Here is a 14,067-nt window from a genome sequence, read left to right as displayed (position 1 = left end):
CAGGCCAGGAGCCGCCCTCTCGTCGAGGAGCTGTTCGCCTGGCTGCGGCAGGCCCTCGCGCGCCTGCCCGGCAGCAGCCCGACCGCGGAGGCGATCCGCTACGCGCTGAACCACCAGGACGGTCTCGTGCGGTTCCTCGACGACGGCCGGATCGAAATGGATAGCAACACCGTCGAGCGCGCCATCCGACCCCTCTGCCTCTCCCGAAAAAACGCGCTGTTCGCCTCCGGTGACGACGGGGGCGCCCGCTGGGCGGCCATCGCCTCCCTCGTGGAGACGTGCAAGCTCAACGGCGTCGACCCGCAGCGCTACCTCGCCGACCTGCTCACCCGGCTCGTCGGCGGCTGGCCCAATAGCCGCCTCGACGAACTCATGCCCTGGTGCTGGACCGCCGACGCAGGCTGACCCTCAGGTCAAACCGCCAAGGGCTTGTTGGCCTCGCTTACTGTCCTTCTCCACCGCCGTGGACATCACCGTGGCGCGCGGGGCGATCGTGCATCCCTTCCCCTTCTCGGACCAGCGGGCGGCACAGCAGGAGGCGGCCCGTCTCGGCGCCACCCTGGCCCATCCCCGGAACGCGGCGGGCGGCCAGTACAGCCTCTCCCCCGCCAGCCTCGCCACCATCCCGCGCGGCACGCGGCTGCTGCTGCCCTCGCCCAACGGCTCGCGCCTTTCCGTGGCGGCGGCCGGGACGCGGCGGCGCATCCCGGTCTTGGCCGGATGCCTGCGCAATGCCAGGGCGGTGGCGGCCGCCGCGCGGCGCCTCGCCGGTACGGGCGCGGTGGGGGTGATCCCGGCCGGGGAGCTCTGGCCTGATGGCGGGCTGCGCCCGGCGATCGAGGACCTGCTCGGCGCCGGGGCGATCATCGAGCACCTGGGTGGAGAAGCTTCACCGGAGGCGGAAGTCGCGCGCGATGCCTGGCGCGCGGCGGGGCACCGGCTGGGCCGGATGATCCGCCTCTGCACCTCGGGGCAGGAGCTGGTGTCGCGCGGCTATTCCGGCGACGTGGACCTGGCGCTGGAGGAGGATGCCAGCGCCACGGCGCCCGTGCTGCGGGACGGCGCCTACCGCGCCGCCTGAGCGGAACGGCTAAGCCGCCGCTACTCCGCTGCCTGGGGCGCCTCGTGGCCCTGCTCGTTGCGCTCGGTCTCGGCCTTCTTCTCGGCCAGGATCTGCGCCGCCTTGGCCTCCACCAGCCCGACGATATGCTCGATCATGTCGCCCGCATCGACCGTGTGGTCGGTCTTGCCGGCGGCATAGACCATGTGGCGGCCATTGCCGCCGCCGGTCACGCCCAGGTCCGTCATCAGCGCCTCGCCCGGCCCGTTCACCACGCAGCCGATGATCGAGAGGCTCATCGGCACCTCGATATGGGCGAGCCGCTCCTCCAGCGTGGCCACGGTCTGGATCACGTTGAAGCCCTGCCGCGCGCAGGAGGGGCAGGAGATGATCTTCACGCCCCGGTGCCGCAGGCCGAGCGTCTTCAGCATCTCCCAGCCGACATGCACCTCCTCCTCCGGCTCGGCGGAAAGCGAGACGCGGATCGTGTCGCCGATCCCGGCCCAGAGCAGGTTGCCCATGCCGATGGAGGACTTCACCGTGCCGGCGCGCTTGCCGCCCGCCTCGGTGATGCCGACATGCAGCGGATGGTCGCAAGCCTCGGCCAGGGCGGTATAGGCCGCCACGGCCAGGAAGACGTCGGACGCCTTCACGCTGATCTTGAACTCGTCGAAGCCGTTCTGCAGCAGGTGGTCGGCATGCCACAGCGCGCTTTCCACCAGCGCCTCCGGGTTCGGCTCGCCATATTTCTCCAGCAGGTGCTTCTCCAGGCTGCCGGCATTCACGCCGATGCGAATGGAGCAGCCATGGTCCCGGGCGGCCCGGATGACCTCCTTCACCCGCTCGGCCGAGCCGATATTGCCCGGGTTGATGCGCAGGCAGGCGGCGCCGTTCTGCGCCGCCTCGATGGCGCGCTTGTAGTGGAAGTGGATGTCCGCCACGACCGGCACGTTCACTTCGCGGGTGATCTCGCGCAGCGCCGCGGTCGCCTCCGGCGTCGGGCAGGAGACGCGGACGATGTCCACCCCCGCGACCTCCGCCCGGCGGATCTGGGCGATGGTCGCCTCGGCATCCTCGGTCGGTGTGTTGGTCATGGTCTGGACGGAGATCGGCGCATCCCCGCCAACCAGCACGTTGCCCACGCGGATCTGGCGGGACTTGCGGCGCAGGATCTGCTGGTAGGGACGGTAGGACATGGAAATTCCTGTACGGCCGGCAGGGATCGGATAGTCAGTTCAGACGGCCAAGATATGGCAGGAGCCAGGGCATGGGCCAAGCCTTGGCGGGGCGCGCGGAGACCGGGGCGGCCATGACCGGCGAGGGCGGCGCACGGCTTTCATCGAAATGTCACGCCTCATCCGGGCCGGTTTCCCGGCCGCAAATCCGGCCGGAGGGTGTCAGCCGCCCGCCGGGGCCGGGTTGCGGAGGCGGTCCGGGTCCAGCGGGATGTCGCGAACCACATTGGTCCGGCCCGCCAGGAAGGGACTCGTCTGCCCGTCCACGATGATCTCCAGCGCGTCGGCCTTGCCGGTGGTCAGGGTCATCCCCTCGCCCGCCGGCACGGTATAGGTCTCGCCGGGGCGGAGCAGGCGGCTCAGCAGCGGACGGCTGGCCCCCTTCGCCCGGATCTGCACCCAGGAGCCCTCGCCAGGGCCAGGCGCGGCGCGCAGCACGATGCGGCCCTGGCCATCCGCCTGGTTGGGCACGGTGGGCGTGACCGGCGCGGCCAGGGGCGGCGGCACCGGGGCGGCGGGCGCCTCGCCCGTTGCGGGCACACTCGCGGCCTGGGGCGGCTGCGTGCCCGGAGCCGGGGCCTGCGGCACCGTCGGGCGTGGCGCGGCCGTCTGGGCCTGCTGCGCCGCCGGGGCGGGAGCGGCCGGCAGCGCGGCCCCTGGCCCGGGAAGGGCACCGGGCGGGCTACCGGGCGTCGGAGCGGCGGGCCGGGCAGGCGGCGGCGCCACGGAGGCGGCCGTTCCCGGGGCCGGACCGGCCGTGGAACCGGGCGCCGGATTCGGGACCGGCGTATGGCCGCCCGCCGTGGAGGGCGGCGAGGCGGGCACCACCTGTCCCAGGGTCGGCGGCAGCACGGGCGCGGCGGGGCGGGGCGCCGTTCCGGCGGCCTCCTCCAACCGGCGCGGCGGCGCCTCGACACGGTCCAGGCTCCGGTCGCCGGAGCCGCTCCACTGCCACCAGGCCACGTAGCTGCCGATCGCCAGCACGGCGCCGATCAGGATCACCGCCCCGGCCGGCACGCCGCGCTTGGGCACAGGTTCGGGGAAGACGAGGTCGGTGCGCTGCTTCGCCGCCGCCCCGGCCCCGTCGCGGAAGCGCCGGGTCAGCTCCTCCGCGTCCAGGCCCAGGGACTGGGCATAGGAGCGCACGAAGCCGAGTGCATAGGTCGGCCCCGGCAGGTCCCGGGTCCGCCCTTCCTCCAGCGCCGACAGGTAGCGGCGGCTGATGCGGAGGTGCTCGGACATGTCCTCGATCGACGCGCCGATCGCCAGGCGGGCGTCACGAAGCTCTGCTCCCACCCCGGAGGTATCGAGGGCGGTCGATTCCACTGTTCTGGCCATCGGCGTCATGTCATCGGGCAAGAAACGACCCTATCCCGCAGCTTGCGGCGGAGCAAACCCCCCCATCCCCCCCGGGGTTTCGCGGGCGGGCAGGCCGCGCGCCGCGATCGCGGCGGCCGCCTGGGCCACGATCTCGGCCAGGATGGCCGTCACCGGCTCCTCGCGCAGGACCATGCCGACCGACTGGCCGGCCATCAGGGAGCCGTTCTCCACGTCGCCATCGACCACCGCCCGGCGCAGCGCCCCGGCCCAGAAATGCTCGATGTCGAGCTGCGCGGCCTCCTTCGTCAGCTCCCCGGCCCGGAAGCGGCGGATCACCTCCGCCTGGTGCTCCAGGAACCGCTTCGTGCCCGCGTTCTGCAGGGCGCGGACGGGGATCACGGGGAAGCTCTCGTCAAGCTGCACGGTCGGCAGCGCGTCGCGCGCCGCGCCGCGGATGAAAGCACGCTTGAAGTTCGGGTGCGCGACGCATTCGCTGGCACAGACGAAGCGGGTGCCGATCTGCGCCCCGGCGGCGCCCATCTCCAGATAGGACAGGATCGCCTCGCCCCGCCCGATGCCGCCGGCCACGAAGACCGGCACGTCGCGGACATGGGGCAGGATCTCCTGCGCCAGGACGTTCAGGCTGACCGGGCCGATATGCCCGCCGGCCTCGGAGCCCTCGATCACCAGCGCATCCGCGCCAGAACGAACCAGCTTCTTCGCCAGGGCCAGGGCGGGGGCAAAGCAGATCACCCGGGCGCCGGCATCCTTGGCCTTGCGGATCGCGGGACCGGGCGGGATGCCGCCGGCGAAGACGATATGGCCCACCTTCGCGTCCAGGCAGACCTGCACCAGCTCCTCCAGCCGGGGATGCATGGTGATCAGGTTCACGCCGAAGGGCTTGTCCGTCAGCGCCTGGGTCGCGGCGATCTCCTCGGCCAAGCGCGGCGGCTCCATGGCGCCGCAGGCCAGCACGCCGAAGGCCCCGGCCTCGCTCAGCGCCGCCACCAGGTGCCGCTCGCTGACCCAGGACATGGCGCCGCCCAGCACCGCCCAGCGGGAGCCCAGGAAGCCCGCCCCGCGCGCCATCAGCCGGTCGAGTTCGGCGAGGGCGGCAGGATCGGGGCCCTCGGTGGCCGGCGGAACGGCGGGGGACGGGGCGAGCATCAGGCGGAAGCCTTCCCGGCCGGCGCGTCGAGGCCATAGGCCGTGTGCAGGGCGCGCACCGCCAGTTCGGTGTATTCCACGCCGATCAGCACCGAAGTCTTGATCTCCGAGGTGGAGATGACCTGGATGTTGATGCCCTTCTCGGCCAGCGTGTTGAACATCGTGGCCGCGACCCCGGCATGGGAGCGCATGCCGATACCGACGATGGAGATCTTGGCGACCTCCGGATCGGTCAGAATGGCGTCGAAGCCGATCGAGGACCGGGCGTTCTCCAGCGTCTCCCGGGCACGCGGCAGGTCGGTCTTGCCCACCGTGAAGGTCATGTCCGTGGTGCCGTCGGCGCCCAGGTTCTGGACGATCATGTCCACGTTCACATTGGCCGCCGAAAGCGGGCCGAAGACATGGGCCGCGATGCCGGGCTTGTCCGGCAGGCGGCGCAGGGTGATCTTCGCCTCGTCGCGCGAATAGGCGACGCCGGTCACAACGGGCTGTTCCACGATCTCGTCCTCGTCCACCACCAGGGAGCCCGGCTTGTCCTCGAAGGAGGACAGGACCTGCACCCGAACCTTCTGCTTCATCGCCAGCTCGACCGAGCGGGTCTGCAACACCTTGGCCCCCACCGAGGCCAGCTCCAGCATCTCCTCGAAGCTCACGCGCTCCAGCTTGCGGGCGCGCGGCACGATCCGGGGGTCGGTGGTGTAGATGCCGTCCACATCGGTGTAGATGTCGCAGCGGTCAGCCTTCACCGCCGCCGCCACGGCCACCGCCGAAAGGTCGGAACCGCCGCGGCCCAGCGTGGTGATGCGCTCCCGCGGGCCGATGCCCTGGAAGCCCGCGATCACCGGTACCTGCCCGGCCTTCATGCGCTCGATCAGCGCCGAGCCGTCGATCTCCTCGACCCGCGCCTTGCCATGCGCGCCGTCGGTGCGGACCGGTACCTGCCAGCCCTGCCAGGAGCGCGCATCGACGCCCTCCGCCTGCAGGGCGATGGCGGTGAGGCCGGTGGTCACCTGCTCGCCGGTCGCCACGACCACGTCGTATTCCCGCGCATCGTGCAGCGGCGACAGGTCGGTGCAGTACTTCACCAGCTGGTTGGTCACGCCCGACATGGCGGAGACCACCACGGCGACCTCGTTGCCAGCCTCCACCTCGCGCTTCACGCGGCGGGCGACATTGCGGATACGGTCCAGGTCGGCGACGGAGGTGCCGCCGAACTTCATCACGATACGGGCCATGGCGCCGGGGGTTTTCCGGTTCTGCTAAGGAGCGGCGGCGGTTGCGCGCCGCGAAAGGTCGGGACAGATACCGGGCGCTGCGGGTGGCTGCAACCTCGTCCGCACGACGACACCCTTGGGAGAATCGCATGTCCGGCACGGCAAGGGCGGAGGAAATCGCGAAATTCGATGCGCTGGCGGATCGCTGGTGGGACCCGCGCGGCCCCATGGCGCCCCTCCACGCCATGAACCCGCTGCGCTGCGGCTGGGTGGCGGAGCGGCTGGCGCGGCGCTTCGGAAGGCCGGGCGAGGACCTGTCCGGCCTGCGGGTGCTGGATGTCGGCTGCGGCGCCGGGCTGGCCAGCGAGGCCCTGGCCCGGCGGGGCGCCGCCGTCACCGGCATCGACGCCGCCGGGGCGGCGCTGGAGGCGGCGCGCGCCCATGCCGCCCTGTCCGGCCTGGAGATCGACTACCGCGCCGCGCGGCCGGAGGAAGTCTCCGGCGAATGGGACGCGGTGGTCTCGCTGGAGGTCATTGAGCATGTGCCGCCGGAGAAGCGCCCGGCCTTCCTCGCCGCCCTGTCCCGCGCCGTCCGCCCCGGCGGCGCCGTCTTCCTGTCCACGCTGAACCGCACGCCGCGCGCCTTCCTGATGGCGAAGCTGGGGGCGGAGTACGTGCTGCGGATGCTGCCGCGCGGCACCCATGACTGGAAGCTCTTCATGACCCCAGCCGAGCTGGGGGCCGGGCTGCGCGAGGCCGGACTGCGGGTGGAGGATATTTCCGGGATGGGCTTCGATCCGCTCAGCCGCCGCTGGCGGGCGACGCGGGATGTCGGGGTGAACTACATGCTGATGGCGGGGAAGGATTGAGACGAAAAAACAACCCAAGGTTGTTTTCCTTCAGGAACGTTGCTAGCCTGGGGTCTGTCGTGTCTCGAGAGCCAAGCCCCTGCCCATCGCCCTGAAACGGTACGCAGCCCTTCTACGTGGTGCGCTGCTGTGTGGGGTTCTGATGGGCTGCGCCGGGGTGCCGCGCGGGGCGGAGGGGCCGCCACCCACCTTGCCGAGCAACTTTCGCCAGACGATCGCTGTCTCCATGGCTGCGGCGTTCCTGCACGACGGCACCGGCCCGGCCGAGATCCAGCCTGAGCCCGTGCGGAGGGTTACCCTCTTCGAGGGCGAACAGACCTTGCTCTTCGCCCGCTATCCGGTAAGGCGGGTAGACTTCCTGGGACGGAACATGCCGGGGATGCGCTGCTTCACCATCTCGACCCCCTGGAAGTCGGGGGACGGCAAGATCGAGATCACGGTTCGATCGGAAAAGCGTGATCCCCAGGAATGCCTGGTGAACACGGCCCTGGTACCCTTCACCGAATTGAACGAGATGCGGCGCCGTGCGGAGGACTGCAAGGCGCGGGGGCAGAAGACCTGCATCCTGTCCACTACCTTCTCCGGCGGCGAGGCTGAGTTGCTCCGGCGGATCGAGCGGCTGCAGGACCCGCCGCTGCCACGCGGCAACCCCTTCCGCTGACGCTCCGGGCCAGCGCGGCCCGGAGCGGCGCGCCTCAGCGCCCGAAGCCGTTAAGGAAGCGTTCCAGCAGCCCGCCGATCACCTCCACCGCATAGCCGCCCTCCTGCACGATGGCGGTGGGCAGGCGCAGCCCGCCGATGGCCTCGCCGGCCCGGCCGAAGCCATCCGCCGTCACCGAAAGGGCGTTCAGCGGCTCGTCCTTCGAGGCGTCGAAACCCAGGCTGACCACCAGCGCCTCCGCGCCGAAGTCCCGGATCGCACCCAGGCCGGTGCCGATCGCCTCCAGCCATTCCGGATCGCCGCTGCCCAGGGCCAGGGGCAGGTTCAGGTTGAACCCGGCGCCCATCCCTCCGCCGCGCTCGTCGGCATGGCCGACATACCAGGGGTAGTAGCGGTCCGGATCGCCATGGACCGACACGAAGAGCACGTCGTCGCGCTCCCAGAAGATGCCCTGGGTGCCGTTGCCGTGGTGGCTGTCGATGTCGAGCACGGCGACCTTGCCCGCGCCCCTGGCCCGCAGCCGCTCCGCCGCCAGGGCGGCGTTGTTCAGGTAGCAGTGGCCGCCGGCCCGGGCGGCATAGGCATGGTGCCCGGGCGGCCGCGCCAGTGCGTAGGCGGAACCGCCGCCCGCCGCCACCTCGGCCGCGGCCAGCGCCCCGGCCGCCGCCAGCACCGAGGCTTCCCAGGTGCCGGGGCCGATCGGGCAAGCGGCGTCGGCGGTATACCAGCCGGTCTTGCCGATGATCGTGGTGGAGCGCCGCGCGCCCTGTGCCAGCATCTCGGGCGAGGGGTGCATGTTGGGCACCACCTCCTCGCCATGGCCCGGCATGGCCTCCCATTCCGTCAGGGCGCCCCGCAGGAAGTCCAGGTAGTCCGGGGCATGCACCGTGCCGAGGGCCGTGGCGTCCGCATCGCCCGGGGCGGCGATCTCCAGCCCCATCCGCCGGCAGGCCGCCAGCAGCGCCTCCGCCCGGGCCGGGACCTCGAAATGCGGCCGCAGGTGCCCCCGTTGCAGGAAGAAGCGCGGCGCATGCGCCAGTTGCCGGTCGTCCCAGAAGACCTTCATGCCGGTTCCCATCCGTATCCGCCCGGCAGCTTCCCGCCCCCGGGCGCTCCCGGCAAGGCCATCCCGCCCCGTTCCGGGGGCACCGCCCTCAGCGGCCGGGCGGCCCGTCCAGCACCCCGCGCACCCGTGCCGCCAGATCGGCGAAGGTGAAGGGCTTGCCGATCACCTCCACGCCCGCGTCCAGCCGGCCGTGATGCGTCAGGGCGTCGCGGGCATAGCCGCTGGTGAAGAGCACCTTCATCCCCGGCCGCAGCAGCCGCGCCCGCGCCGCCAGCTCCGCCCCGTTCATACCGTTGGGCAGCACCACGTCGGAGAAGAGCAGGTCCGGCACCAGCGAGGGCGAATCCTCCAGCAGCCGCAGCGTGCCGGGGCCGTCCTCCGCCTCGATCACCTGGTATCCGAGCTCCGACAGCACTTCCACCGAGTAGCTGCGGACATCGGCATCGTCCTCGACCACCAGGATGCTTTCCTGCCGGGCGCGGGCGGCGGGTGTGGGCTCCCCCTCCGGCGGCGCCTCCTCACCGGCGGAAACCAGGCGCGGCAGGTAGATCCGCACCGTGGTGCCCAGGCCGGGTTCCGAGTAGATCCGAATATGGCCGCCGGACTGGCGGACGAAGCCATAGGTCATGGACAGGCCCAGCCCTGTTCCCTGCCCCACCGGCTTGGTGGTGAAGAAGGGCTCGAAGACCCGGCCGACGACCTCCTGATCCATGCCCGTGCCGGTGTCGGTCACGCTGATCACCACGTATTGGCCGGGTCCCAGTTCCTCGCCGCGCAGGGCGATGGCTTCCGAGAGGCTCAGATTCCCTGTCTCGATCGCCAGCCTGCCGCCGCCGGGCATGGCATCGCGCGCATTCACCGCGAGGTTCAGCAGCGCGTTCTCCAGCTGCCCCGGATCGGCCTCCACCCGCCACAGGTCCGGCGCCAGGGCGGTGCGGATGGCGATGGTCTCGCCCAGGGTGCGGGCCAACAGGTCCGACATCCCCTCCACCAGCCCGTTCACCTGCAGGGCGCGCGGCGCCAGGGGCTGGCGGCGGGAGAAGGCCAGGAGACGCTGCGTCAGCACCGCGGCGCGCCGGGCGCCGCTCGCCGCATTCTCGGCCGAGCGCCGCAGCCGCCCCGCCTCGGGCGGCAGGCTGCGCTGCAGGATGTCCAGGTTGCCCAGCACCACCTGCAACAGGTTGTTGAAGTCGTGCGCCACGCCGCCGGTGAGCTGGCCGATCGCCTCCATCTTCTGCGACTGGCGGAGCTGCGCCTCGGTGCGGCGGAGGATCTCCTCCTGCCGCCGCTCCACCGTCACGTCGCGGCCCACCGCGTGCAGGAACTCGCCCTCCGGCACGACGTTCCAGGAGATCCGGCGGTAGGAGCCGTCCCGGTGACGGATGCGGTTCTCGAAATGCTCCACCCCCTGGCCATCCGCGAGGTGCGCCAGCTGGACACGGGTCAGCGCAGTATCCTGCGGATGCACGAAGCCCAGGATGCCGGTTCCGGAGGGCGGCTCCGCAGGCCAGCCCAGGACGCGCTCCCAGGCCGGGTTCACCGCCTCCGCCGTCAGGTCATCCTGGCGGATCACCACCATGATATCCTGGGAATGATGCCAGATGCGGTCCAGGTCCCGGCTGCTCCGCTCGACCCGGGCCTCCAGCTTCTCGCGCGAGCGGAGCAGCGCCTCAGCCTCGCGCTTGCGCGCGGTGGTGTCGCTCACCACGCCGACGAAGCGGACGCAGCGCCCTTCCTCGAAGAAGCTCTGCCCGGTCAGCGACAGCCAGCGCTCGCGGCGGTCCGCCAGCCCGACAATCCGGAACTCCGTGGTCAGCCGCCCGCTGCCGGCGGGCGAGAGGGCGTCCTCCATCTCCTGCCGGACCCGGGCGCGCATCCGGGGATGCAGGGCGGACAGGAAGCTGTCCTCGTAGGTCAGGGGCCGCTCGTCATCGAGGGACAGGCCGAACAGCGCCCGGCAGGCTGCGTTCCAGTGCAGCACCCCGCGGGCGACATCCAGGTCCCATGTGCCGAGGCCGCTCGCCTCCACCGCGAGGCGTGCGCCCGCCTCGCTGACACGCAGCGTCCGCTCGACCCGCACGACGTCGCGGGCCAGGGTCACGTCGTGCAGCGTGGCCAGGAAATAGCGGACCTGGCCCTGCGCGTCCCGCAGCGGGCCGATGCGGACCTCGTTGCGGAAGGGGGTGCCGTCCCGCCGGTAGTTCAGCAGTTCGACGGTGATGTCCCGCGCCTCGCCCATCGCGTCCCGCAGGGCGTCCACCGTGGCGCGGTCCGTACCGGGCCCCTGGAGGAAGCGGCAGTTCCGGCCCAGCACCTCCCGGCCGTCATAGCCCGTCATCTGGAGGAAGGCGGCATTGGCGAACACGATGGGATTGTCCGGGCGCGCCGGGTCGGTCAGCACCATCGGCGCCAGGCTGTAGCTGGCGACGGCCAGGAAGGGCAGGCCCGGGTCGGGAAAGTCGCCGACCAGGGCGGAACCGGTGTCCCGCCCCCAGCAGTCCAGCGCTTCCATCAGCCGGGCCGCCCGGGCATGGCACCGCGGCGGGGAGCCCTGATCCGGCCCCCGCCCCGGCACGTACCATCAGCCATCCGAGCGGGGCACCCAGGGAATGCGGGCGATCTCGATACCCTCGTCGCGCAGCGCCTCGGCCTCCGCATCCGTGGCCTCGCCATAGATGCCGCGGCGCTCGCTCTCGCCCGCCTGCATCCGCCGCGCCTCCTCGCTGAAGTCGCGGCCCACATAGTCGCAGTTGCGCTCGACCTCGCCGCGAATGCGCTGCAGCAGTGCCATGACCTGGGCGGGCATCGGCCCCGCCGCCACGGGCTGGCTCGCGGGGCCCGGCATGGCGGGAACGGGCGGCGACGGCGCGGGCGCATCGGAAAGGGCCGGACCGGCCACGGGGCCTGCCTCCGGCCGCGACTTCGCGATCGACGGCGCCATCAGCGCACGCTGGACCTCCGTCCCGCCGCAGACCGGACATTCCACGAGGCCATTCCTGGCCAGTTTCTCGAAACCCGCGCTGTCCTGGAACCAGCCATCGAACTCATGGCCACCTTCGCAACGCAACTGGTAGTGGATCATCCCTGTTCCGTTCTCGGCCCCATCGGCTTCGCGCCGCCCCATTCCGGATTCCGGCAGGGGCGCCGGCATTCCGGTGCTGCGAGCCATGCGCCTGTTCAAACCCTATTCTGGCACTCGAATATTCCGAGTGCCAGTGGGCCGTGCCGAGCCTGCCGGAACCCAGGCGGGCGAGGCCGGCCCGCCACGCCGGTCGGTGGGATCAGGCCGTCAGCAGGCTGTCCAGCTTGCCCGCGCGCTCCAGCGCAAAGAGGTCGTCGCAGCCGCCGATCGCCTGCCCATCGATGAAGATCTGCGGCACCGTGGTGCGGCCGCCGGACCGGCGGACCGCGTCCTCGCGCGCCGGAGAGCCGTGCGGCGCATCGAATTCCTCGAAGGCGGCGCCCTTGCGCGTCAGCAGCGTCTTCGCGCGCGCGCAATAGGGGCAGAAGGGGGTGGTGAAGATCTCGACCTTGGCCATGTTCCCTCAATTCGTTCCGCCGGGCCCCCGGGTCAAGTCTCACCCCTGCCTATCCGTGTTTCCCGGCGTATCCCGGGGCAGCACGCGGGCCGCCGCCAGCACATCGACCTCCCGCGCCCCGGCCTCCAGCAGAGCGCGGGCGCAGGCGGCGGCGGTGGCGCCGCTGGTGAGCACGTCGTCCACCAGCAGCACGCGCTGCCCGGCGATGGCGCGCCGCCCCCGGGGCGTCACCAGGAAGGCGCCTTCCACCTCCATCGCCCGCCCGGCGGCGCCCAGGCCGCCCAGGGAGGTCGTGCCGCGCGTCCGGCGCAGCCCGTCCGGCAGCCAGGGCCGCCCCGCCTGCCGCCCCAGATGGCGCGCCAGCAGCGCCGACTGGTTGTACCGGCGCCGCAGGAGGCGCCGCCAGTGCAGCGGCACCGGCACCAGGATGCCGGCCTCCGCCAGCAGCTCCTTGCCCGCCAGGGCCATGGCGCGGGCCATCGGGCGCGCCAGGTCGGGGCGGTCGCCGTGCTTGAAGGGCAGGATCAGGCGCTTCGACACGTCCCCATAGACGAAGGCCGCGCGCGCCCGGGCGAAAGGAAAGGGCCGTTCCGCGCAGGCGGCGCAGAACAGGCGGCCCGTGGCCGGCACGCCCTGCTCCACATGCAGGAACGGCACGCCGCAGCCGTCGCAGAGCGGGTCGCCGATCCGTTGCAGATCCCGGAAGCAGGCGGGGCAGAAGGCGCCGTGGCGCATCACCGGCTCCCGGCAGGTAAGGCAGCTGGGCGGCAGCAGCGCATCCAGCAGCCCCTCCCCCATCCGCCCCGCGAGACGGCCCCAGCCCCGCCAGCGGCCGGGCGCCGCTTCCGCCCCGCTCAATGGCCACCCCGCCCGGTCCCAGCGTGCCATCCGCCCTGCATTCCTATCGCCCCCGCTCCGGCCATCGCCTCTCCGGCCCCTGGCTCTTTTCCAGCGCCCACCCTGCTCGTCCTGTCCTTCCGGCCCCACCCCCTGGCGCCGTGGCCGGCTTCGCGCCATCTGCCGCTGCATGTCCGCGCCGCACCAGGTCTTCGACCGCCGCCTCCACCGCCTCCGCCGCGACCGCTCCGCCGCGAGCCTGCGCCAGGTGGCCCCCATCCTGGAGGAAGCCGCCGACCGGCTGCTGGACCGGTTGGACGACTTCACACTGCGCTTCGACCATGCCCTGGACCTTGGCGGGCGGGGCGTGGTGGCGCCGCGGCTGCGCGCCCGCGGCATCGGGCAGGTGGTGTCCATGGACCTGTCGGCGGCCCTGGCGCGACAGGCCGGCAGCCTCCCGGTCGCCGGGGACGAGGAATGGCTGCCCTTCGCCGAGGGCAGCTTCGACCTGGTGGTGGCCAGCCTGTCGCTGCACTGGGTGAACGACCTCCCCGGCGCCCTGGTGCAGATCCGCCGCGCGCTCCGCCCGGACGGGCTGTTCCTGGCCAGCGTGCCGGCGCTGGGCACCCTGCAGAACCTGCGCGAGGCCCTGGCCGCCGAGGAGGAGTCGCTGCGCGGCGGCGTTTCGCCGCGCGTCTCGCCCTTTCCGGAGGTCTCGGACGGCGCGGCCCTGCTGCAACGGGCGGGCTTCGCCCTGCCGGTGGCGGATGCGGAGACGCTGCGCCTCGCCTACCGTTCGCCGCTCGCCCTGTTGCGCGACCTGCGCGCGGCCGGGGAAACCAGCGCGGTCCTGGCACGGGACCCGCGCCCGGTGCCGCGCGCGCTGTTCCCGGCGGCGCTGGCCCGGCTGGCGGGCGAGGCGCCGGGGGACGAGCCGGTGCCCGTCACCCTGCGCCTCCTGACGCTGACCGGCTGGGCGCCGGCACCCAGCCAGCAGCAGCCCGCCCGGCCCGGCAGCGCCACGGTCAGGCTCGCCGAGGCGCTGGGCACCGAGGAACGGGGCCTGGGCGAGGCCACGCCCGGCACCCCGAAGCGCTGA

General features: G+C 72.4%; 14 protein-coding genes. 5 read left to right on the top strand and 9 right to left on the bottom strand.

All coding sequences use genetic code 11. The annotated features are described in order from the left end of the window. On the top strand, window positions 1-405 hold a 405-nt coding region (locus tag BT98_RS24265), incomplete at its 5' end, for an IS66 family transposase (RefSeq protein ID WP_037250684.1). A gap of 70 nt (window positions 406-475) precedes the next feature. Continuing rightward, window positions 476-1,081: a 2-phosphosulfolactate phosphatase gene (locus BT98_RS24260; RefSeq protein WP_239371322.1), complete on the top strand. Its 606-nt coding sequence runs from the start codon at window positions 476-478 to the stop codon at window positions 1,079-1,081. A gap of 20 nt (window positions 1,082-1,101) precedes the next feature. Here BT98_RS24260 and ispG read toward each other — a convergent pair whose 3' ends face one another. From ispG to BT98_RS0112705, 4 genes are all read right to left on the bottom strand, one after another. Beyond that, window positions 1,102-2,256, bottom strand: coding sequence for a flavodoxin-dependent (E)-4-hydroxy-3-methylbut-2-enyl-diphosphate synthase (ispG, locus tag BT98_RS0112720; RefSeq protein WP_019461171.1), 1,155 nt, complete (start codon window positions 2,254-2,256; stop codon window positions 1,102-1,104). Between the two features lie 201 nt (window positions 2,257-2,457). Further along, window positions 2,458-3,654, bottom strand: a complete 1,197-nt coding sequence (locus tag BT98_RS0112715) for a helix-turn-helix domain-containing protein (protein ID WP_139341748.1) — start codon at window positions 3,652-3,654, stop codon at window positions 2,458-2,460. A gap of 9 nt (window positions 3,655-3,663) precedes the next feature. After that, window positions 3,664-4,782, bottom strand: a complete 1,119-nt coding sequence (locus tag BT98_RS0112710) for an NAD(P)H-dependent flavin oxidoreductase (protein WP_019461169.1) — start codon at window positions 4,780-4,782, stop codon at window positions 3,664-3,666. Then, entirely contained in the window at window positions 4,782-6,017 is a 1,236-nt protein-coding gene (locus tag BT98_RS0112705) for an aspartate kinase (protein ID WP_019461168.1), read from the bottom strand. The genes BT98_RS0112710 and BT98_RS0112705 overlap by 1 nt, the downstream gene beginning before the upstream one ends. 128 nt (window positions 6,018-6,145) lie before the next feature. On the opposite strand from BT98_RS0112705, the gene ubiG reads away from it, so the two are divergent. Together ubiG and BT98_RS0112695 are read left to right on the top strand one after the other, a co-directional pair. Next, window positions 6,146-6,865, top strand: a complete 720-nt coding sequence (ubiG, locus tag BT98_RS0112700) for a bifunctional 2-polyprenyl-6-hydroxyphenol methylase/3-demethylubiquinol 3-O-methyltransferase UbiG (RefSeq protein ID WP_027297232.1) — start codon at window positions 6,146-6,148, stop codon at window positions 6,863-6,865. Between the two features lie 226 nt (window positions 6,866-7,091). After that, window positions 7,092-7,526, top strand: a complete 435-nt coding sequence (locus BT98_RS0112695; RefSeq protein ID WP_019461166.1) for a hypothetical protein — start codon at window positions 7,092-7,094, stop codon at window positions 7,524-7,526. Window positions 7,527-7,560: 34 nt separating this feature from the next. On the opposite strand, the gene BT98_RS0112690 is transcribed toward BT98_RS0112695, so the two are convergent. The 5 genes from BT98_RS0112690 to BT98_RS0112670 form a co-directional block, all read right to left on the bottom strand. Next, complete coding sequence (locus BT98_RS0112690) at window positions 7,561-8,592, bottom strand: histone deacetylase family protein (RefSeq protein WP_026033196.1); 1,032 nt, start codon at window positions 8,590-8,592, stop codon at window positions 7,561-7,563. 88 nt (window positions 8,593-8,680) lie between these two features. Further along, entirely contained in the window at window positions 8,681-11,104 is a 2,424-nt protein-coding gene (locus tag BT98_RS24255) for a PAS domain S-box protein (protein WP_019461164.1), read from the bottom strand. 69 nt (window positions 11,105-11,173) lie between these two features. After that, window positions 11,174-11,761, bottom strand: coding sequence for a DUF1178 family protein (locus tag BT98_RS0112680; RefSeq protein WP_237719365.1), 588 nt, complete (start codon window positions 11,759-11,761; stop codon window positions 11,174-11,176). 112 nt (window positions 11,762-11,873) lie between these two features. After that, window positions 11,874-12,131 (bottom strand): glutaredoxin 3, encoded by a 258-nt coding sequence (grxC, locus tag BT98_RS0112675; RefSeq protein WP_019461162.1) that lies wholly within the window; start codon window positions 12,129-12,131, stop codon window positions 11,874-11,876. A 39-nt stretch (window positions 12,132-12,170) separates the two neighbouring features. Then, the gene (locus BT98_RS0112670) at window positions 12,171-13,019 is read right to left on the bottom strand and encodes a ComF family protein (RefSeq protein WP_172539891.1); all 849 of its coding nucleotides are present in this window, start codon (window positions 13,017-13,019) and stop codon (window positions 12,171-12,173) included. 139 nt (window positions 13,020-13,158) lie between these two features. On the opposite strand from BT98_RS0112670, the gene BT98_RS0112665 reads away from it, so the two are divergent. Further along, window positions 13,159-14,067, top strand: coding sequence for a methyltransferase domain-containing protein (locus BT98_RS0112665; protein WP_019461160.1), 909 nt, complete (start codon window positions 13,159-13,161; stop codon window positions 14,065-14,067).

Origin of the sequence: Roseomonas mucosa ATCC BAA-692, from assembly GCF_000622225.1 — a bacterium.
GTDB classification, from domain to species: Bacteria; Pseudomonadota; Alphaproteobacteria; order Acetobacterales; family Acetobacteraceae; genus Roseomonas; species Roseomonas mucosa.
Note: the sequence above shows the minus strand (reverse complement) of the source record. Positions and strands in the feature narration are given on the sequence as shown.

Coding starts and splice junctions, on each gene's coding strand:
- ispG (WP_019461171.1), bottom strand. CDS start 2,256: ATGTCCTACCGTCCCTACCAGCAGATCCTGCGCCGCAAGTCCCGCCAG.
- BT98_RS0112710 (WP_019461169.1), bottom strand. CDS start 4,782: ATGCTCGCCCCGTCCCCCGCCGTTCCGCCGGCCACCGAGGGCCCCGAT.
- BT98_RS0112705 (WP_019461168.1), bottom strand. CDS start 6,017: ATGGCCCGTATCGTGATGAAGTTCGGCGGCACCTCCGTCGCCGACCTG.
- ubiG (WP_027297232.1), top strand. CDS start 6,146: ATGTCCGGCACGGCAAGGGCGGAGGAAATCGCGAAATTCGATGCGCTG.
- BT98_RS0112695 (WP_019461166.1), top strand. CDS start 7,092: ATGGCTGCGGCGTTCCTGCACGACGGCACCGGCCCGGCCGAGATCCAG.
- BT98_RS0112690 (WP_026033196.1), bottom strand. CDS start 8,592: ATGAAGGTCTTCTGGGACGACCGGCAACTGGCGCATGCGCCGCGCTTC.
- BT98_RS24255 (WP_019461164.1), bottom strand. CDS start 11,104: ATGGAAGCGCTGGACTGCTGGGGGCGGGACACCGGTTCCGCCCTGGTC.
- BT98_RS0112680 (WP_237719365.1), bottom strand. CDS start 11,761: ATGGCTCGCAGCACCGGAATGCCGGCGCCCCTGCCGGAATCCGGAATG.
- grxC (WP_019461162.1), bottom strand. CDS start 12,131: ATGGCCAAGGTCGAGATCTTCACCACCCCCTTCTGCCCCTATTGCGCG.
- BT98_RS0112670 (WP_172539891.1), bottom strand. CDS start 13,019: ATGGCACGCTGGGACCGGGCGGGGTGGCCATTGAGCGGGGCGGAAGCG.
- BT98_RS0112665 (WP_019461160.1), top strand. CDS start 13,159: ATGTCCGCGCCGCACCAGGTCTTCGACCGCCGCCTCCACCGCCTCCGC.